Source organism: Leptospira yasudae (assembly GCF_003545925.1).
Lineage (GTDB): Bacteria > Spirochaetota > Leptospiria > Leptospirales > Leptospiraceae > Leptospira > Leptospira yasudae.
Map to the genome: position 1 here is coordinate 737,320 of NZ_QHCU01000001.1, position 19,816 is coordinate 757,135.

The 19,816-nt window shown below is 45.8% G+C and carries 15 protein-coding genes and 3 pseudogenes; 10 read left to right on the plus strand and 8 right to left on the minus strand.

All coding sequences use genetic code 11. The annotated features are described in order from the left end of the window. Nucleotides 1-48 precede the first annotated feature (48 nt). Entirely contained in the window at nt 49-1,083 is a 1,035-nt protein-coding gene (locus tag DLM76_RS03655) for a helix-turn-helix transcriptional regulator (protein WP_118964371.1), read from the minus strand. 110 nt (nt 1,084-1,193) lie between these two features. On the opposite strand from DLM76_RS03655, the gene DLM76_RS03660 reads away from it, so the two are divergent. The 3 genes from DLM76_RS03660 to DLM76_RS03670 all read left to right on the plus strand — a co-directional run bounded on the left by DLM76_RS03660 (nt 1,194) and on the right by DLM76_RS03670 (nt 6,308). Continuing rightward, nucleotides 1,194-1,409 (plus strand): hypothetical protein, encoded by a 216-nt coding sequence (locus tag DLM76_RS03660; RefSeq protein ID WP_118955180.1) that lies wholly within the window; start codon nt 1,194-1,196, stop codon nt 1,407-1,409. Nucleotides 1,410-1,641: 232 nt separating this feature from the next. Continuing rightward, nucleotides 1,642-2,745 carry a DegT/DnrJ/EryC1/StrS family aminotransferase gene (locus DLM76_RS03665; protein ID WP_167450712.1) on the plus strand — a complete coding sequence of 368 codons (1,104 nt, stop codon included), beginning with the start codon at nt 1,642-1,644 and terminating at the stop codon, nt 2,743-2,745. A gap of 233 nt (nt 2,746-2,978) precedes the next feature. Beyond that, nucleotides 2,979-6,308 (plus strand): efflux RND transporter permease subunit, encoded by a 3,330-nt coding sequence (locus tag DLM76_RS03670; RefSeq protein WP_118964373.1) that lies wholly within the window; start codon nt 2,979-2,981, stop codon nt 6,306-6,308. Nucleotides 6,309-6,351: 43 nt separating this feature from the next. Here DLM76_RS03670 and DLM76_RS03675 read toward each other — a convergent pair whose 3' ends face one another. Beyond that, nucleotides 6,352-7,239, minus strand: a complete 888-nt coding sequence (locus tag DLM76_RS03675; RefSeq protein ID WP_147455776.1) for an LA_0442/LA_0875 N-terminal domain-containing protein — start codon at nt 7,237-7,239, stop codon at nt 6,352-6,354. Nucleotides 7,240-7,547: 308 nt separating this feature from the next. On the opposite strand from DLM76_RS03675, the pseudogene DLM76_RS21850 reads away from it, so the two are divergent. The 3 genes and pseudogenes from DLM76_RS21850 to DLM76_RS03685 form a co-directional block, all read left to right on the plus strand. Continuing rightward, nucleotides 7,548-8,354, plus strand: a pseudogene (locus DLM76_RS21850) (PAS domain-containing protein); the annotation flags it as partial. Continuing rightward, the gene (locus DLM76_RS21855; RefSeq protein WP_277749313.1) at nt 8,340-9,452 is read left to right on the plus strand and encodes a PAS domain-containing sensor histidine kinase; all 1,113 of its coding nucleotides are present in this window, start codon (nt 8,340-8,342) and stop codon (nt 9,450-9,452) included. The pseudogene DLM76_RS21850 and the gene DLM76_RS21855, both read left to right, overlap by 15 nt. Before the next feature lie 137 nt (nt 9,453-9,589). Next, nucleotides 9,590-10,390, plus strand: a complete 801-nt coding sequence (locus DLM76_RS03685; RefSeq protein ID WP_118954901.1) for an enoyl-CoA hydratase/isomerase family protein — start codon at nt 9,590-9,592, stop codon at nt 10,388-10,390. 299 nt (nt 10,391-10,689) lie between these two features. Here the strand turns inward: DLM76_RS03685 and DLM76_RS03690 are convergent, their stop codons facing one another. The 5 genes and pseudogenes from DLM76_RS03690 to DLM76_RS22135 all read right to left on the minus strand — a co-directional run. Next, nucleotides 10,690-11,088, minus strand: coding sequence for a DUF3052 family protein (locus tag DLM76_RS03690; protein ID WP_118954900.1), 399 nt, complete (start codon nt 11,086-11,088; stop codon nt 10,690-10,692). Nucleotide 11,089: 1 nt separating this feature from the next. After that, the gene (locus DLM76_RS03695; protein ID WP_118964376.1) at nt 11,090-11,599 is read right to left on the minus strand and encodes an LIC10604 family protein; all 510 of its coding nucleotides are present in this window, start codon (nt 11,597-11,599) and stop codon (nt 11,090-11,092) included. Nucleotides 11,600-11,661: 62 nt separating this feature from the next. Next, nucleotides 11,662-12,138: a MarR family winged helix-turn-helix transcriptional regulator gene (locus tag DLM76_RS03700; RefSeq protein ID WP_118964377.1), complete on the minus strand. Its 477-nt coding sequence runs from the start codon at nt 12,136-12,138 to the stop codon at nt 11,662-11,664. 86 nt (nt 12,139-12,224) lie between these two features. After that, nucleotides 12,225-14,018, minus strand: a pseudogene (locus DLM76_RS03705) (sulfatase family protein); the annotation flags it as partial. A 44-nt stretch (nt 14,019-14,062) separates the two neighbouring features. Next, a pseudogene (locus tag DLM76_RS22135) lies at nt 14,063-14,573 on the minus strand (sulfatase); the annotation flags it as partial. Nucleotides 14,574-14,644: 71 nt separating this feature from the next. Here DLM76_RS22135 and DLM76_RS03710 point away from each other — a divergent pair. The 3 genes from DLM76_RS03710 to DLM76_RS03720 all read left to right on the plus strand — a co-directional run bounded on the left by DLM76_RS03710 (nt 14,645) and on the right by DLM76_RS03720 (nt 16,562). Continuing rightward, the gene (locus tag DLM76_RS03710) at nt 14,645-15,574 is read left to right on the plus strand and encodes an alpha/beta hydrolase (protein WP_167450713.1); all 930 of its coding nucleotides are present in this window, start codon (nt 14,645-14,647) and stop codon (nt 15,572-15,574) included. Nucleotides 15,575-15,691: 117 nt separating this feature from the next. Continuing rightward, entirely contained in the window at nt 15,692-16,144 is a 453-nt protein-coding gene (locus DLM76_RS03715; RefSeq protein ID WP_118954895.1) for an FAS1-like dehydratase domain-containing protein, read from the plus strand. A 1-nt stretch (nt 16,145) separates the two neighbouring features. Further along, nucleotides 16,146-16,562 (plus strand): MaoC family dehydratase, encoded by a 417-nt coding sequence (locus tag DLM76_RS03720; RefSeq protein WP_118954894.1) that lies wholly within the window; start codon nt 16,146-16,148, stop codon nt 16,560-16,562. Here the strand turns inward: DLM76_RS03720 and DLM76_RS03725 are convergent. Next, complete coding sequence (locus tag DLM76_RS03725) at nt 16,559-18,658, minus strand: SpoIIE family protein phosphatase (RefSeq protein ID WP_118964380.1); 2,100 nt, start codon at nt 18,656-18,658, stop codon at nt 16,559-16,561. The two genes, DLM76_RS03720 and DLM76_RS03725, sit on opposite strands and share 4 nt — an antisense overlap. Nucleotides 18,659-18,813: 155 nt before the next feature. Between DLM76_RS03725 and rssA the strand changes: the two genes are divergently transcribed. After that, nucleotides 18,814-19,782 carry a patatin-like phospholipase RssA gene (gene rssA, locus DLM76_RS03730; RefSeq protein WP_118964381.1) on the plus strand — a complete coding sequence of 323 codons (969 nt, stop codon included), beginning with the start codon at nt 18,814-18,816 and terminating at the stop codon, nt 19,780-19,782. The last annotated feature ends 34 nt before the right edge of the window (nt 19,783-19,816 follow it).

Below are 19,816 nucleotides of genomic sequence, written 5' to 3' on the forward strand. Positions count from 1 at the left end.
TAAAAAAGGCCGCGAACTTCGACGACTCGTGGCTTTGGATCGAATCGTTCAAACCCTGTAATGGGAAAGGATTTGTTCTACATTCTTCCGAAACGAGTTTGCGACGCTTTCCGGGAGAATGTTCCGGATCGCGTCGCGGGCTTCGATCAAAAAAGGAAACAATCCTTCTTGGTTCGTAACCTTGAATCGGAACGAATCGTGCGCAAATTCTTCATAAGGAATTTCGGATAAGGAATTTCGGACCTTGTATGAGGATTCCGGATCGCAGACCAATTCGACCTCGATCGGTTCGTGAGCTTGAAACAGCGCGGGATGCAACACCCAATCGCCCGCTACTTCTTTCTTTTGTCCTTGAGGCTGATACAAAGAATTCTCCGCAATCGTTTCCACTCTGGAAATTTTCGGAATGATAAACCTTCTTCTTTCCTTTTTCTTTCGATCATACGCGAGAAGATAATAGTCTTCCGAATTCTTCCGTATCAAACGGATCGGATCGACTTCGACTCGATACGTTTCTTCGGGGAAGGTTTTATAATACAAAAACTGAACGGGGGATTTCGTTTTTAAGGATTCCAATAACTTCTTTAAAAGTTCTTCCGAAACGCTCGCTTCGGTTTGACTCAGATTCTTTTGAGTCTTAAGATCCATTTCCAGCTCGGGATATACGTCGAGTTTTCCTTCGAATATTTTTTGCGATAAGGAATACAATTCCAAAGAAGGCGATTCTTGATACGAACGAAGAATCGTTTCCGCGAGCGTCTGCAATTCTTCCTTTTCCAATTTCAATTCCCGATTGGAAACGTTTCGATCGAGAACGTATCCTTCCTGCGTGGATCGAACCAGAAATCCGAGTTCTCCCAATTCTTCCACGTCTCGGGAAAGTTTTTTCCGATCGGAATCGGGGTTCTCCAGATTCTGATAATGATCCGGCAACAAAGATCGGATCTTGGTAAAACTCAAGGGAGAATGATGACTGAGTAAATTAAAGAGCAATGCGGAGAGTCTGGATTCCGTTTTTCCGGCTTCTTTGACGGGAAGCGGAAAATCTTCGTCTTCTTCGTTCCAGGTTTCACTTTCGGACATAGCAGAAACTTTCCGAGTCGCGAGATTCTCAGCAACTCGAAAACCACTTGAATCCAATCGCTTTCCCGGCAAAATCTTCCCATTCTTCATTTTTACGAAAAGGATTTCTTATGAATACGATCTTGAATTACGTGATTCCTCACACCGTCGGTCTCATTCTCATCGCGGTCGGCTGGTATGTCAGCATTTTGAACGTGGGTTTGACCCGTTTTACGGAAAACGTTCTGATTACGAAGTGGACCTTCGGCGGCTTGGTTCTGATCATCGTCGGCGCTTATCTTCCGGAGATTTGGATCGGAACGAGAAAACTGTTCCACAAGGATTGATCGCAATTCCTGCGAATCTGCAGGAGTTCAACCATTTCAAGGAACGAAAAACCATCGGCCGCAACCGTGTTTTTGTATGAGTTCCCACAAAAATCCGATCTACGATCGGATTTTTCTTGTACTTTTTCGCATCGTCTCACAATCTGCGTCTGCAAGGCCCGAAAAGATCTTTACGAGATCCAAATTTGGTCCAAAATGCGACATAATAAAATTATAAGAGCTTGAGTTGGATATGAGCAGCACCGAAACCGAAATTCTGGAAAAGAATCCTAAGAAAAAGACGGAGATTGAATTCCACAAACCCACTCTTTCCAGAGAGGATTTGAAAACGGTTCTGGAATGCCTCGTGGAAGATCACCTTACCACCGGAAATGTTACGACTCGTTTTGAAAAAGCCTTCGCTTCCACATTCCGTTATAAACAAGTTATTTCCGCCAATCATCTGACCGCGGCGTATCACCTCGCCCTTCTTTCCTTGGACATTCAAGCCGGGGATAAGGTAGCACTTTCCACGTTCGCGCCCGTCTCCGCGCTCGACGCGATCTTTCTTTTAAAGGCGGTTCCGGTCGTAATCGACTTGGATAAAAATTCTTTCCACATGAGCCCGGAAGGACTTTCCAAAGCGCTCGAAGATTCTTCCGTGAAAGCGATTCTTTTGGATCATTCTTTCGGTTCCATTGCGGATGCAAAGCGTTACGACTTCAAAGGGATTCCGGTCATCGAAGATATTTCCGAAGTTTTAGGCGCGCAGAGCGAAACGTTCACACCGGGTAAACAAGGAAACATTTCGGTTTGCGGTCTTTCCGTGGATCAAATGATCACGACCGGAAACGGCGCGATGATCATCACCGATCAAGAACCTCTCGCCAAAAAAATCCGCGCGATGAAAGCGGGAAAAGAACCGTATCAAAGAAAAGAAGGCCAGCCGAAATTAGATTACAATCTGATCGACTATCAAGCCGCTCTTGGAATCGAACAACTTTCCAAAATCGGAATCATCTTGGAAAGAAAGAGAAAAATCGCGCAGGTTTATCTCCAATCCATCTCTGGAACTTCCGTCAACACTTGGTACGGAGATCCGAACTTAGATACGTTCAACCGTTTTATCATTCTTGCTCCGGGAAGTTACGAACAAGTGGAACGCTACTTTCGTTCCCTTCAAATCGGAACGCAAAAAGTCGCCGAGGAACCGATTCATCATATCCTCGAACTTTCCAATACGGATTTTCCAAACGGGGAAAGACTTTTTCAAAGAGGACATTGTATTCCGATTTATCCGAACCTGACAAAGGATAATATTCAAAGAATTTCGCAGGCGATCCGCAGAATCTATTGAGCGCCCCGAAAAACGGAATTCCGACCAATAAAAAATTTCTCAGGCTCCGCAAACAATACGATTTTAGAAAGAATCAACACCTTCCGTTTGTTTCCAAATAGATTGAGGTTCAAACTAAATAAAAGAATTCAGTAAATTCTAATACAGAATTTCAAAATTTCTTCACGGAAATTTGTTATTTATTTCTTTTTTACGAAGCTCGGCGCTCACTGGTAGTTACACTGAGGTAATCCATGAATATCGCCCAGCTTTCGATCAAACGACCTATTTTTATTTGCAGTATCGTTCTTCTGATGCTTCTCACCGGTTGGGTGGCGTTAGGGAGAATGGGAGTGGATCTTTTCCCCGACGTAAACATTCCCGTCGTTTCCGTAACGACGATTTATCCCGGAGCCGGTCCGGAAGAGATCGAGGAACTCGTTTCCAAACCTTTGGAGGAAGAACTCTCTTCCATCTCCGGTTTGAAAAAAATATCTTCCAGAAACCAGGAAGGCGTCTCCGTCGTTTTCGGTGAGTTCACTCTCGACACGGATATCAAATACGCGGAACAACAATTTCGCGACAAGGTCGGTCTTGTAAAACCGAAACTTCCTACCGGAATCAAGGAACCGAAAGTGGTTCGTTTCGATCCGGCGGATCAGCCGATCGTTCGTCTCGCACTCTTCGCGGAATTGGACCAGGCAAAACTCTACGACCTCGCGAAAGAAACCGTCAAAGCAAGACTCGAACAAGTACAAGGCGTGGGTTCGGTTAAGATCGTCGGAGGAACGAGAAGAGAAATCCAAATCGAATTGGATCGAAACAAACTCAGTTCTTATCAAATGCCGACGGTCGTCATCGCGAATCGTTTAAAAACCGCAGGTCTCAACGTTCCCGTCGGTAAATTCGAAGCGGGTTCGAAAGAAACTTCTTACCGAACCTTGGGCCGTTACGAAACTCTTTCTCAAATCGAAAACACGATCGTTTCCTTCAGCGGAGAAGTCGGTAACGCGGTTCTCATCAAACAACTCGGAACCGTTCGAGACGGAACGGAAGACGAAGAAACCATCGGTTATCTCTGGGCTTCCAAAGACGAAGGCATCGAAGAGAAAGTTTCCGTTTTTACCAAGATCGGAAATTTTTTCAAAGGCAAAAAAGAACAAGCTACGGCCGCGACAAAAGAAACCAAACCCGCTTTATTCATCGACGTTTACAAACAATCCGGCGCGAACACGGTCGCGGTTGCCGACGAGGTTCTCAAGCGAATCGGCAAACTCAACGACGGAATCGCCAACTTAGACGGAAAACCGAAAATCCGTCTGATCCGCGACGGATCCAAATGGATTCGTTACAACGTCGAGGACGTGACCGAAGCGATCGTCATCGGTATGTTGCTCGCGGTCATCACGGTTTATTTCTTTTTAGGAAACTTCCGCTCGACCGTGATCACCGGTCTCGCTCTTCCGAACTCGATGCTCGGTGCGTTCGTTCTGATGTGGGCGATGGGTTTTACCATCAACGTCATGACTCTTCTCGCTCTTTCTTTGGCGGTGGGACTTCTCGTAGACGACGCGATCGTGGTGAGGGAAAACATCTTCCGAAAACTGGAAGAAGGAAAAGGAGTCATCGAAGCGGCCGAAACGGGAACCACAGAAGTAACGTTAGCCGTAATCGGAACCTCTTTGACGGTGATCGCGGTATTCTTACCCGTGGGATTTCTTTCCGGGATCGTGGGTCAGTTCTTCAAACAGTTCGGTTTGACCGTGGTATTCGCGATGCTCATTTCCCTCTTCGACGGTCTCGCAGTCGCTCCGATGTTATCCGCGTATTTTGCAGGTAAGATCGACCACAACGCGAAACCGAACAAGGCCGTGGAACTGTTCGACAAATTCCAAACCTGGCTCGAAAGACAATACGGCAAGGTGATGAAGGTCGCGTTGAAAAGACCGGGAATGGTTCTCCTTGCTTCTCTTGGAATTTTTATTCTCTCCATTCTTTCCTTGAAATTGGTGAAGAGTACGTTCTTACCCGCAAACGACCAGGGAGAATTCTTGGTCACCTTGGATCTTCCACCGGGAACGAGCTTACAAGGAACGAGACAAGTCGCGGATCAGGTTCTCGACGTGTTGAAAAAAATTCCCGAGATGGACATGATCGCGGTCACGATCGGTAAACCGGACGGCGGGGAACCGAACGCGGGAACACTCGCGGTTGCATTAGTAAATTCTAAAAAACGAAAACGTACGACTACGCAGGTCAAAGACGAAATCCGCGAACTTTTGAAACCGTTCGCATATGCAAGACCTGCGGTTTCCGATTATAGCGCCGTCGGCGGCGGGATTCAATATCCGTTCCAGCTCGTAATCAAAGGGGAAGATCTCGCGGAGATGGACGTGTATTCCAAAAAGGTCGTCGCACGATTGAAATCCCTTTCCGACCTCGCGGACATCGATACGGATTACAGGGCCGGAAAGCCGGAATATCAAATCCACTTGGATAACCTGAAGATGCAGCTTGTGGGAGTTCTTCCCGGAGTTGCTGGCTCCGAACTCCGGTATCAAATCGCGGGAGACGAGGTCAGCAAGTTCTACGATAAGGGAATCGAATACGAAGTTAAAATGAGACTTCGCCCGGATCAAAGAAACCTAAGACAGGCATACGGACAAACCAAAGTTCCGAACATCGCGAACAAACTCATTCCTTTGTCAGCGATCAGCGTGGGAAAAGAAACGGCCGGACCTTCGCGGATCAACCGAATCGACCGCGCAAGAACGATCGTGATCAATGCGAACTTAGCGCCGGGCGGTGCGGTTCAAGACGCGACTCGGATCACGGATGAAATTCTCAAAAAGGAACTTCCTCCGCCACCGGGAATTCGTTACAACTTCCAAGGACAATCCGAGGACTTCAAAGAGCTTCTGGCGAACATCGTACTCGCGTTCGGCCTCGCTCTCGTGTTCATCTATCTCGTACTCGCTTCCTTGTATGAATCGTTCATCACTCCGATTACGATCCTATTCGCGATCCCGCCTGCGATTTCGGGAGCCTTCTTCGCACTTGCGCTGACCAACGAGATGCTCAATCTCTTCTCGATGATCGGTTTGATTCTTCTCATGGGTCTCGTCGCCAAGAACTCGATCCTTTTGGTCGACTACGCGATGCAGGCGATGCGAGAAGAAGGAAAATCCAGAAACGACGCGATCTACGAAGCGGGACTTGTTCGGCTTCGACCGATCTTGATGACTTCTCTCGCGATGATTATGGGAACGGTTCCGATCGCTCTCGGACTCGGAGAAGCCGCAAAATCAAGAACCGCGATGGGGATCGCGATCATCGGAGGATTGATTCTTTCGACGGTGGTCACTCTCGTGGTCGTACCTTCGATCTTCGGATATATCGATCGATTCAGAGAATGGATCGAAGCCAAATTCCGTCCGGATTACGACATGAACGCATCGTTGGTTCATGCGCCGGCCCATCCATCGAACGGACAAGTAAACTACGAAAAAGAATGGGCCTTCGCCCAAGAAGAAGCGGAAGCGGAATTACCGAAAAAGCCGGCTTCTAAAAGACCGAAAAAATAAAATTAAGATTTCTGCATGGAGAATCCGCGGCTACGCGATTGCGTTAAAAACGGATTCTCCATCGAACTTCCCACCGATTCATACCGTTCCCGGGCAAATTCGATTGAGGCAACATAGGAACCGTTCTATCCGGCGATTCGGGTAAAACGGGCGCAGAAGGATTTTGGGGAGAATCCGGGGTTGCATTGATTTCGATCGATTCTTTCTTTTCTTCAGGAGGTTTGGCAAAGAAGTTCCAAGGTCTTCCGAACAACCAAGCGTCGATCAAGTTGAAGGTATAAATCGTAAAGAAAAGAATCAAAGCGGAAGAAGCCTGAATTCCGACTTGGTATCTTTGATTTCTGATTTCGTTCGCGTGAAAGAAAGCTCCGGCGATCAAAGCGGGATCTCCGCTCGCTGCGGCGGCCAGGGAGAATTGATTGGCTTCGTTCAAATTCTTTCCCTGCTCTTGATACTTTTGATCCGACTGATACCAGAACAAAAGAGAAAGACCTGCAGCGACGGAAAAGAAATAACCTCGATCCTTTTCTTCCCGATAAAATTGTCCCCAACCGGGAAACACGGCGCTTCTCCAAAGCGCGCCCTTGGCAAGATCGTGATTTTTAACGGATTCTTCCTTTCTCTGCGATTCGAGGGCTTCCTTTTCGACCAGAGACTTTTTTAGGAAATCGATCTCGGCGACCATTCGATCCCGTTCTCTGAGTTGATTGCGGACGTAGATTTCTTCGTCTTCATTGAAGGAGATTCGGGAAATCCTGCGCTTTTCGATATCCCAAGTTTCGCGTTCGTTCGAAACCGTGACCTTATCCATGTCTTGATTGAGAACTTTTACGAAGATTACACGGCCGTCTTTGAGATAGAGGATATCTGCAAAAACCGTTTCATTCCAAAAAAAGAATATAATTGAAATAAGAAAAAATTTATTTCGCATTCCGCATAATGAATTCAAAAAAACGAAAGAGTCAAATTGATTTTTTTCGAAATGTCTTGATTTTCACGAGTTCTAGGCGTATAAAATTCCGGTTCGATTTCCGTTTTAGGCGCAGAATTCAGAATGGCGCCGAAATTTATGATGTCGCTTAATAATCAATTCTCCTCGGGAGAATAGGGAGAAATGTATAAACTCAAAAGGAGCGATGTCATCTGTGACAAAGAATTCGGAAGGTATGTTATTTTCCGTGTGGCCGTTTTTTATGCTAAAATCGAATCGGTGAATATCATTCCGCTCTTCTTCGTCCAATGGAAAAGGACATCAGAAGGAAATCACATTTGAATCCGAAAACCCCAACGATCACGGGAAACGTCTTTTCACCCGAATCATCCGAAATACTCGATCACCTTCCTTTGCTTATCTGTAAGTTTCTGCCGGATACGACTCTCACTTATATCAATCAAACGTGCTGCGACGTCTTTGGGAAAAATAAACAACAACTCTACGCGGTTCAATGGATTCATTTCCTGCCCGAAAACTTCAGAAACCCGATCTTTGAAATTCTAAAAAACGTAAGGAACACTCTCCATCCGGAAACGCATTCCTACGATATTCGCAACTCGAGCGGAGAGAGACTTCACCTCGAATGGAAGATTTATCCCGTTTTGGATAAACAAAATCAATTCCAGGGATTTCTCGGAGTTGGAGCGGATAAAACGAAAGAAGCGCAGGTCGAAAACGAAATCAAACAGAAGAACGAGCTGATCCGAAACGTCTTAGGGACGATCGACGATCTCATCTGGTCTTCGGATGCGAAAGCGTATAAACTTTTGTATATCAGCGAGGGCGCCAAAAAACTCTACGGAATCGAACCGGAAGAATTCTTTAAGGACGACCAACTCTGGATCAACCTGATCCATCCGGACGACAGATATCTCGCAGAATTGAAATTGAAAGAACTACGTTCCGGAAAACCCTTTTACGAAGTGGAGTATAGAATCAAACGCCCCGACGGACAGATCCGTTATATCAGCGATCGTTCCTGGATCGTGCGAGATGCCAACGGTCAACCGGAACGCATCGAAGGCATCGCGCGGGACGTGACCGATCGAATCGCAATTTCGGCAAAGCTGGAAAAATCGGAAGAGAATCTAAGAGCGCTGATCGAAAACACGCAAGACTCGATATGGTCCGTGGATCGCAATTACCGAATCATAACGATGAACCGGATCTTTCACGAAGCCATATTCAGCATCTATAAAATAAATCTGAAAATAGGAAGCAATATCCTGGAGGAATTCGATTCGAACATGTCGAAAATCTGGAAGGATATATACGATCAAACTTTCGAAGGCAACTCAATCAAACGGGAATGGGAGATTTCGAACGAGGATGGAACATGCAATTATTATGAAATTATAACTTGTCCGATCCATGGTCTTTCCGAAAACAAACGGACGATTTCGGGGGCCACGATTTATATCCGAGACATTACGGAAAGAAAGAACTACGAAAACAAAACGACGAAAATCATCAAAGGCAAGGACCGGTTGCTTGCGGCGGTCGCACACGATCTTAAAAATCCTATCAGCGGAATCATCAGCTTAACCGAACTTTTAAAGGAACAAACAAACAATCCGAACAACGCGGAACTTCTCGGAATGATGAGTCAAGCCGCCAATAAAACCCTGAACATCATCCAAGATCTGCTGCAGATCGCGGAAATGGAAAACGAGAACTATAAACTCAAAACGGAAAAGGCGAACTTAAATCATCTCATTCAAACTCTCGTAAAACAGAATCTTCCGGACGCGGAAAACAAAAAGATCAAGCTGCACGCGAAGATGGGAACCGATCCGATTCCGGTTCAAATCGAACTTCTTAAGTTTCAGCGCGTATTGGAAAATCTCATATCCAACTCGCTCAAATTCACGAAAGAAGGCGGAGAAATTCTGATACATTCTTATTCTCAGGATAAAAAGGCGATGATCATCGTGGAAGATACCGGAATCGGAATTCCTTTAGGACTTCAATCCGCGATCTTCGATCAATTCACTCGCGCCAAACGACAAGGACTCAAAGGCGAACAAACGACCGGACTCGGAATGTCGATTGTCAAAGTGATCGTGGAACTCCACAAAGGTAAGATCAGTTTGGAAAGTGAAGAAGGAATCGGAACCAAATTCATCATCGAAATTCCGTTGGACAATTAAACAAATAGTTTAAAATCCAAACCAATAAATTCCTCCCGTCGTTGGATTTAAGTTTGATCCAAAACTATCAAACCTCGACGTTGGAAATAAATAGAAGATCGAAGATTTAAAACGCAGAGAACACAAAGAGGAATCGTATGAAACTCGCAAAAGAAATCATTACCGCAAAAGATTCGAAAATCGGAGTCATGAAATTCTTACCGGAAGGCCCCATGACGTTAACCCTCCCCATCATGCACGAGATGGGCGCCATTCTAAAAGAATTCACGATGGATCAGGAGATTCGCGCGGGTATCATCAACGGACCGGACGGAGATTTTTGCGTCGGCTTGGACCCGGACGCGATTCTCAGTTCCTCCACGGACGAAATTTCCAAGATCATGGGGGGAATTTTTCAGATGTTCACATCCTTGATGAGCTTTCCAAAACCTTTGATCGCGGAAGTCGGCGGCAACGCCGTGGGCGGCGGAGCAATCATCGCTTATACATGCGATTATCGTTATATGGTGGACGGTAAGGGAAGAATCGGATTCGCGGAACCGTTAGTCGGTCTTCCGATCACGAGATCTCTGATTCTGAGAATGAGACAAGTGATGTTGCCTTCGGCCGTATCCGAAGCGGCGCTTGAAGGCGCGCTTTACAAACCGGCGGAAGCGGTACAAAACGGATTGTTAACCGAAGTGGGAGCTTCCTTGGAAGAATTGAGAAAGAAGTCTCTCAGCAAAATCAACGTCCTCAATCGGATTCCGGCTTCCGCAACCGTTGAAACCAAAAGAGCCTTGAACCGCGACGCGATCGAAGCCGCATTGGCCGCGCCGAAGGAACTCGGAGAACTGTTTCATTCGCAACCGAAGATGATCCCGAACCTCCTCGAAGCGATGACGGCAAACAAAGAAAGACGAAGACCTTCCCTCACGCACGAAGCAAATTACGCTTAATCCTTAGGGCGACTCCCGCGACTGCAAGTCGCGGGACCGGGCTTGTTCCAGGTTCGTCGCAAAGCGACTCATCTCTCGCAAATTTTATCAAAATAAAAGGTCCTGCCGTTATACGCTCGAGACGCGAACGCGCCTTCCACATCCCTGTCGCGGCGCCCCTTAGGAAGCCGCGACGCTGAGTTCAGCGAACGAAGTGAGCGGTCGCGAGTCGCGCGATCGAACAGTTGCGCGAATCGTGCAATCGCTTGCGATCACCGGCACGTTACTACGACATTCAGCGACGTTGCTTGACATCCTTATCAATTCTTTCTTCTATAAAATTTCAAACCGGACCAAATCTCCGAAACCGCGCAGACTTTGACGTCCACGATTCCGAGCTTCAATCCGATTTCACGAACGATATTTTCGTTCAAATCGGTGGGAACCTTCGAAGAACCTTTCGGCCAAGAAATCCAGATCATTCCCTTATCACCCAAGGATTCAACGAGTTTCGGAAATTGTTTTTGAAGTTCTTTGACTTCTTTGGTAAATAGATGCAGATAATCGAATGTGCCTTTTAAGGTTTTTCCGATTTCGACCTCGCTTAAATGAGCTTTCAAATCTTTTTGAACGTCTTCCGGCAAATCCTTAAAGAAAACTTTCATGCCGGATTTTAAACCGAGTTTATCTCCCAATGCTTTACCGGAATAACCCGCCATACTATTTCCCCGTTCTCTTTTGAATTTCCGTACTCATAAAATCCAAATACGAATCGATCGTCGCGGTGTGACCGAAAACGAATTTGGAAAAGAATCGAAATACCGGAGAAAAAACTTTTCCGTTTTCCGTGATCTTCAATTTGGTTCCGCCCTCGGCCGCGCTCAATTCGAACGTCCAAGAACCGCCGAAAGGTTTGTCTTCATCCATGATTTTGGATTCGATCAAACGGTCTTTTTGATCTTGGATAAAGGAAAACGTCATCACTTCTTTATGAGAATCCGTTTCCTTCCAGGAGTTCGAAGAAATCTCCTCCACGTTTTTGATGTTAGGTCTCCAAGCCGAATATTGCTTAAAATCTCGAATCATTCCGTAAATCGTCGCAGGTTGCGTCGGAAACACCCGTTCTAAAGAAGAAGTATGTTCCACCGGAAGCGAAGCTCCGATTCCGTAAATCCCCGCAACCAATAGAATTAAGAATCCGACCGCATAAATAAGAATCGTGTATATCATACGTAAAACCTCTTTCATACTTTAATAAATAAGAATATTCTAGTCTTATAATTTTTAAGCCTTCATTTCCCCCGCGACCAAGACCTCGAAAGACTTTTGTTTTTCATTTCCAGTTCGGCGGCAAAAGCGAGCAACCCGAGTCCTTTAACGGCGGCTTCCTGTTCTTCCTTACTCAATCGTTTCAGAAGTTTCTTAACGAGATTCGGATCCAAAACCGACTTTTTACTTTTGATTTTCTCTCCGGCCTTTGTTAAACGAATGAGAGTCCCTCTTCCGTCTTTCGGATTCTTTTCTTTTAGCAGATAACCGAGCGTTTCCAAACGGGAAACGGTGATCGACATCGTCGAGGGAGTCACTCCCATGTGCAGAGCCAAGTCGTACAGACTTACGGGTTCGTCTCCGTCCAGATGATCCAAAACGCTTGCCTGATTTGCCGTCAGAACCTGCTTCGTTTTCGGATCTTCGACATGTCTCGTATGACAGGCGAAGAAAATTCTCGGATAAAATTCCAGGATCTGACTGACTAAATCGGCGCTCACGCGATCATTCTATAGCAAAATACTTTGATTAGTCAAACCAAATTATCAAAATCTTTTGAAATCCGAATCGGTTTAAAAAACGGAACTTACTGATGGATATAACCCCAACTTTCCAGGATTTTACGAACTTCCTTGCCCATAGCCGCCTCTTCTTCCGTTTCTTTACCGCCGGAAAAGCCGGTGTGATAGTATAAAAACGGAATTTCGGAGGACGCAAATCGGTAAGGTTCCCTTCCCAGAGAAACGTAATCCGGTTCGACCGATAAAATTTCCGCCGCCTTGTTCGAACGAATCCCCCATTTACCGACTCGATAGTCTTCCGGTTTTCCGTTTTTAAAAATCTGAAGTCTGAAATCGGGAAACGGATCCACCGTTCGAACGGTCAAAACGCGATCGGAAGCGCCCGAACCATTCAATATTTTGAATGTAATATTTTTCGAATCCTCTTGTAAGACCCGAAACTCTCCGTCGAAATCGTAACGATATATCCCGCCCTTGGAAAAGAGGCGAACTTCCCGTTCGCAATCTGCTTCACATCGAGGCAATCGTAAAACGAATTCGTTCTTATGAAGCTGATTTCGTTTCAAAACGTTTCGGGCTTCGTTTAACAATTCGAAATTCGTCAGGGCGACGTTCTGAAGTTCTTTCGGATCTTTTTGAAGATCATATAACTCTTCGGACATCTTATGCGGAGCCCCTTCTCTCGTTCTTCGAACCGAATCGTAACCGGGATAACGTCGTATGTATTTGAAATGTTTCGTAAGAACGGATTCGGAATATCTCCCTTCCGTATAAATGACCGGCTCGGATGACGGGCCGTCTTGTCCGAAAACCGCTTTGGAATAGTCGTTGCCTTTTAATTTTTCCGGCGGATAGGAAATCCCGCTCAAACCGAGCAAAGTGGGCATCAAAGACAAAAGAGAAACCGGATCGGTAAACTCGCGTTTTTGAATCCGACTTTGCAGGCTTTTCGGCGGATGAATGATCCAAGGAACTCGGATTTCTTTTTCGTAATGCGTTTCCCCGTGTGCATAAACGGTTTCCGTGATGAAATGGTGATGATAATAATGCGACTTTTCCAGAAGCTCTCCGTGATCGCTCGTAACGACGATCCAAGAATCCTCGTATAATCCTTGTTTTTTGAGTTCCACGAAAATTCTCCCTAAAAGCGCGTCCGTATAGCGAACTTCTCCAAGATACTTCTGCTGATACTCGTCCAATTCCTTCCACAACAAAGGATCGGATTGATTCTTCAGCTCTTGAAAATATTTTGCGGGAGGTCGATAACCCCAGTGGGGCGTGTTCAGATTGAGATGCAAAAAGAACAAATCGTCCTTGTGTTCTCCGAAAAACGTTTCGGCCCGAGCGACCAGCTCTTCCGTATCGAGCGTATCCTTTCCGACTTGCTGAATTTTATGAAATCCTAAATCGACTCCGACCGAAGTATAATCCATTAGAAAAACGTTATTCATGATGCTTTCGGTGAAATATCCTTCTTCTCGAAATGCGTTCGGCATCGTAAGCGGCTTTTTCGAATAAAAAATTTTTCGCTGCTGTCCCGAAGTATAAAACCATGCGTTTCCGAGTCCGAGGTTGGACGCGATCTCCGAAGTGAAAAAAGAAAGCATGGAAGGTTTGGTCCAATTTCCGTTCGCGATCGTATTTTGAAACACGATCGATTCCTTTGAAAAAGAATCCAAAATCGGAGTCGTCGGAAACGGAGAACCGCCGGAAGACAGGGAATCCTGACGCAACGCGTCGATCACGATCAAGATCACATTCTTTTTTTGTGTATTCCGTTTTTCGAATAGAACGGGCGAACCTAAAAACAATCCGGAACCCGTCCGCGATTCCCATCGAATCTTCAACGTAGCTTTGGAAACGTTCGAAGCTGCATCCGCGGATCGTAAAGGAACCGAAAAGCGATTCCATTCTTCCTTTTTCTTTTCAAGACCCCGCTCGAAAATTTTCGTTTCGTCTAAATAGATTTTTAAATTTCCGTCGCCGCCGAACGAATTGCCGTTGGAAAGATGCGTCGCATAGAATTGAAATACGATCCGATCGCGATCGGTGAAAAACTGCTCCGCTTTCAATACGCATTCTTGTCCCGATGGAATGAATAAAGAATCCTGGGATTCGTTGATGAACAAAGATTCGTCCGTGTACAAAGTCATCTGAACGTTCTTCCAGCGATCGGCGGGATTGAGGTTGGAATATCTTCCCGGATTTTTTTTCCAATGAAATCGAAACTTTTCGATCTCACGATTCGCTTCTCCGGTGCATTCGAAATCTCCGCTCTTAAGCAAACGGGTCAAATCGCCTTTTACCGTATTCTTTTCGGAATGCGGAATCGGATTGCATCCGATCCAAATCGAAAACGATACGATGAGAATCGCAAACATCCCGTACTGGAAAGACGATCGGGTTGAGAACATGAATCCAGGAAATTCGTTCGGCCTCGAGAGACAACAGAAAAGAACCTCGGTTTACGGTGAATTTTTCCCAAATGAAATTTTTTTCTCTTTTCAAAGGACGGTTTGCGTTTATAACACGTTCCGCTATGTCATGGAGTAATTCTTACAATCTACAAGACGATACGTTCGTCGGAAGCGGCGGAGCCAAGATCTTCTACCGCACTTATCAACCCAAAGAAGGAAGAAAAGGAAACCGGGTTCTCGTGGTGCAACACGGAATCGGAGAACACAGCGGACGTTACGAATTCTTAGTCGAAGCGCTGGCCGGAACGGGAACGGCGTTCTACCTGATCGATTCGAGAGGTCACGGTCGTTCCGAAGGAAAACGAGGCGCGGTGGATTCTTTCTCGGATTTTCTTTCCGATTTGGATAAGCTCATCGCGATCGCAAAAGAGAAAGAAAAAGTTTCCAAAGTCACCCTTCTCGGTCACTCGATGGGCGCGGCTATTGTGACCTTTTATGCGGAAGAAGGAACGAATCAAGGAAACTTGAGCGGACTTATCGTTTCCGCCCTTCCGATCAAAGTGAAGCTGGATCTCGTGATGAAAGTCAAAAAAGGAATCGCTCCTTTTATGGCCGATATTCTTCCGAACCTGACCCTGCCCACCGGCTTGAACGTAAATCATTTGAGCCATGATAAGGCCGTAGTGGATGCGTATGTGAAAGATCCTCTCGTTCACGGAATGGCTTCCGCGTATTTGGGGAATATGCTCCTAAACAGCGAAGAACCGATTCTTGCAAACGCGGGAAAGATCAAACTTCCGATCTATGTTTTTCACGGGAAAGAGGATTATATCGCGGATTCCACCGGAAGCGAAGCCTTCTTTGAAGTGGTGGGTTCTCAGGATAAATCCCTCAAGATTTACGAAGGCTTGTATCACGAAACGATGAACGAACGAATCGAAGACCGAACCAAGGTTTTAAACGACCTCAAAAAATGGTTTGATTCTCATACTAATTGACAGACAGAACGTTTGTTCTGTTTTTCTCTAAAAAAATCATCGACCGGATTCTTCTTCTCTGGTAAGATTGAATTCGGTCGAAAGCCCTTTTTTCAAAACAAACCTCAGGAACTTTATATGTCAGCAAAAGGAATATCCAAAGACCTGATCGGAACAAAACTGGATCGCTACGAATTCGACGTAGAAAGAGGAAAGATCCGCGAGTTCTGTCAGGCGATCGGGGAAACCAACCCGATTCACTTCGATTTGGAAGCCGCTAAAAAGGCGGGCTACGAAGACACTCCCGCTCCTCCTACTTATCCTACCGTAATTCAATTTTGGGGTTACCCAAAGATTTGGCAGGATATGGAAAACATGGGAGTCGATACTTCCAGAATTCTCCACTTAAAGGAAAAATACACCTATCTCAAACCGATCTATCCGGGAAGAGTTTCTTCCCAAGGCGAATGCGTAAACGTTACGGTCGGAAAAATGGATACGATGACTTTCAAAACTACGGTTTCGAACTCCAAAGGGGAAGCGATCGTAGAAGCGGAAATGTCCATCTTTATCAGAAAACCGGAGGCATGATATGAGTAAGATTGATTTTGATAAAATTGAAGTCGGACACGAACTTCCTCCTTTAAAGACGGACGTCATCACGCACGCGAACTTAGTAAGATACGCGGGAGCTTCCGGAGATTTTAATCCGATCCACAACGATCCCGACTTCGCGCGTAAAACCGGTCTCGATGGAACGATCGCTCACGGTATGTATGTGATGGCTCAACTCGGAAGACTTTGCACTTCTTGGGCGGATCAAAAACAAATCCGCGAGTTCGGAGTTACGTTTAAGAACATGACCAAACCGGGACAAAAACTTACCTGCACCGGCAAAGTGAAACGTAAGAAAGAAGAGAACGGTGAGAAGCTCATTACCGTTTCCGTGGAAGCTGCGGACGATTCCGGAGAAGTGAAATGCTCCGGTGAAATGGTCGTAGTCGCCTAAACTTTTTTCGACGAATAAGATTCCACGGCTATGACGGTTACGTCGTCGTAGCGTGGATTCTCCCCTCTTGTCAATTCCTCGATCTTGATGATCTCCTGAATCAAAGCGGTTAAGCTGCTTTCTCGCCCTTCGTGAAGGGTTTTCGTAATCAGTTCCATGTTGTATTGTTTCGTATTTAAGGAATCCTTCATACGATTTTCGATGAGACCATCCGAGAACAATAACAGTCTCGATCCCGTCGGAAAGGAAACCGTCTTGGAAGCGATTTCAAGAGTTTCAAACAATCCGAGAATCGGCCCTGTCTTTTGAATGAGAGAAGGGAATTCTCCGGGAAGTTGAATGATTTGATCCGGATGTCCCGCGGATGCGTACGTGAATTCTTCCTTTTCCGTATCGATGTCCCCGATCAAACAAGGGAAGATACTTTCCAAGGAATCGAATTTTTTCAGGAATCGAAAGTTCAATTCTTTGAGGATCTGAGCGGGATTCTCGAGATTTTTCAATTCTTCGTATTCCGTTTTTAATGCCATGGTCATCAAAGAAGCCTGAACACCGTGACCGACAGCGTCCGCTATCACAACACGCACCTTTCCCGGAAGAATTTCGGATACGTCCAAAAAGTCCCCGCCCACTTTTTCCAGAGGCATGTATTCGTAATGAAAACGGATTCCGGATATGTTGCGATCCAGCGGAGTCAAAATCTTACGTTGAACGTTCTGAGCGATTTCCAATTCACGATTGATCTGAATGATGTTGTCGTTGAGTACGCGGGTTCTATCCTCGATCTTTTGAACGAGTTGTTCCTTCATCTCGAATAACTCGAGGTTGGAAGTTCTCAGATTCAAAGCCAATTCCCTCGTTTCGGCGAATTTCCTAGAACGTTCCGATGCAAGAAGAAGCGATTGTAAAAAGACGAAGAATACGAGTGCGTAATGAGAAGTCTGAATGCTTCCGGTTTTCAAAACTCTCGCGTAAAACAAATCCACGAGAACCGCGATGAATAGAATTCCCGATCCGTAGAGAATATACGTGTAATTTCTTTCCTTATCGAAATCGATCTTCAAAATCGTATAGAACAGATAAAAGATCACCGCAAGAATGAAGTAGTGATAGATCGATATGTTCTGATTGTTGAACTGCATATCTCCGAACAAAGTCACGATCGTAAACAAAATCGAAAAGATCACTCCCGCGTTGATGAATTTTCGATTCACATAAGGAGCGAAGACGGAACTGAAAAACAGAAGAAAGAACGGAACCCCGACGGACAAGGTAAGATGATTGATCTTGTTGATCCACGACCAAGGAATCTGCGGAAAAAACAGCATGATGATTTTTGAATTGATCAAAGAGGTTCGAAGACAAATCACAAGACTGTACATCCCGAAATACAGAGGAGATACGCTGCTTCTCAAATACAAATACTGGAAGATGTGATAAATCCCCATGATGAGAAGACTGCTGAAGGAGAATATATCGAAGAACAACGTGATCGCGCGCGAAACTCCCGCCGAATTCGCGGGTCCGACCGAAACGGGAAGCAGAACGCCGGGCATCGTGGAAGAAAAATTGGAAACGAAGATTTCGATCTCCACTTCTTCCTCGTCCGCAAAGAATAAAAAATCTCTCGGCTCGATTCTCGGCATTGAAGTATCGGCGCTCACTCCGGGAGTTCCGCATTCTCCGATGATTTGACCGTTGATTTTGACGCGATAAGAGGAGGCTACGGCTCCTAATGATACGGAAAGAATTTTCTTCTTCCAGACATCCGGTAGAAAAACCTTCAATCGGTAAGTCGCATAACCGAACTTAGGATAAGCTTGTTGATTTTTGGATTCGTTCGTCCAGGAACCGGGAACTCCGATGAATCCTTTGGAATGGTTTTCGACTCCGTCGTCCGGTTCTTGAAGCCAGTTGAATTCCCATTCTCCGTTGAGTTTAGTCATTCCGAAGTCGGGATCTTGAATTCCTCTAAGATCGATTTTACCTTGGTAGGCCCTGAGTCCGTCTCCCGCCTGCCATGGAGAAGAAATCATGACTAGGATGATAAGCGCGAACGGACCAATTAAGAAAAAGAATATTTTTGAAAATTGCATCTCGAATTTAGATCCGTTCCGAATTAAAATGGAAATTCAATTGAGGGTCGTCAATTGCATATAACAACTGACGTAGGATTCGGCGCAAAAAATTTCCATACGACGGATCTTTTTTATTTTTTCGAAGAATCTCATAAAAAAAAGAGGCCAACACGTTGAAAAAGGATAAAAATTCTTTCCAAAGCGATCCCCAGCCCGCAAAGCCGAGCCTTTCTCCCCTGAACGAGGCGGTATCCAAGCCGGGTCGTAGACGCAAAAAAGTCGGATTGGCTCTCGGCAGCGGCTCCGCAAGAGGCTGGTCGCATATCGGCGTTATACGCGTTTTAGAGTCCTACGGCTGGAAACCCGATATCATTTGCGGAACTTCGATCGGTTCCCTCGTGGGAGCGTTTTATGCCGCTGACAAACTCGATCGTCTGGAAGAATGGGTTCAAACCTTGGAATGGAAGGACATACTTGGTTTCATGGACATATCGTTCGGAGGCGGAATTCTAGGGGGAAAGAAATTATTCGACTTCTTTGAAAAAGAATTCAAGGACCTAAACTTCGATCACCTAACAAAAAAATACGGAGCGGTCGCAACGGACATAGACAACGGCTCGGAGATTTGGCTCCGGGAAGGATCGGTTCCCGAAGCGGTTCGAGCTTCGATTTCTCTTCCGGGGATTTTTTCACCGGTAAAACGGGAGGATCGTTGGCTTGTGGACGGAGGTTTGGTGAATCCGGTTCCCGTTTCTTTGTGTAAGGCGATGGGCGCGGAATTCGTGATCGCAGTCGACTTGAATCAAGATCTTTTGGATCGAAAGGAAGAAGCGGAAGAATCGAACGCCAAAGAATCCAACCGCAAATCCTTCCTATCCCATTTTTGGGGAAAGGATTTGGAGGAGAATCTCCGCGAGGAAAAGGACGAAAAACCGGGAATGATCGAGGTCATGTCGAAAAGCATCAACGTTATGCAGATCCGAATCACGCGCAGCAGAATGGCGGGAGATCCTCCGGACGTAACGATCGCGCCTCGTCTCCGAAACATCGGTTTGATGGAATTTCACAGAGCGCAGGAATGTATCGAAGAAGGAAAACGAGCCGCGGAACTGCTTGCGGGTTTTCTGAAGAATCCTCCTTGATCCTTTTTTCGGATTGCGTTTATCAAAACGATCT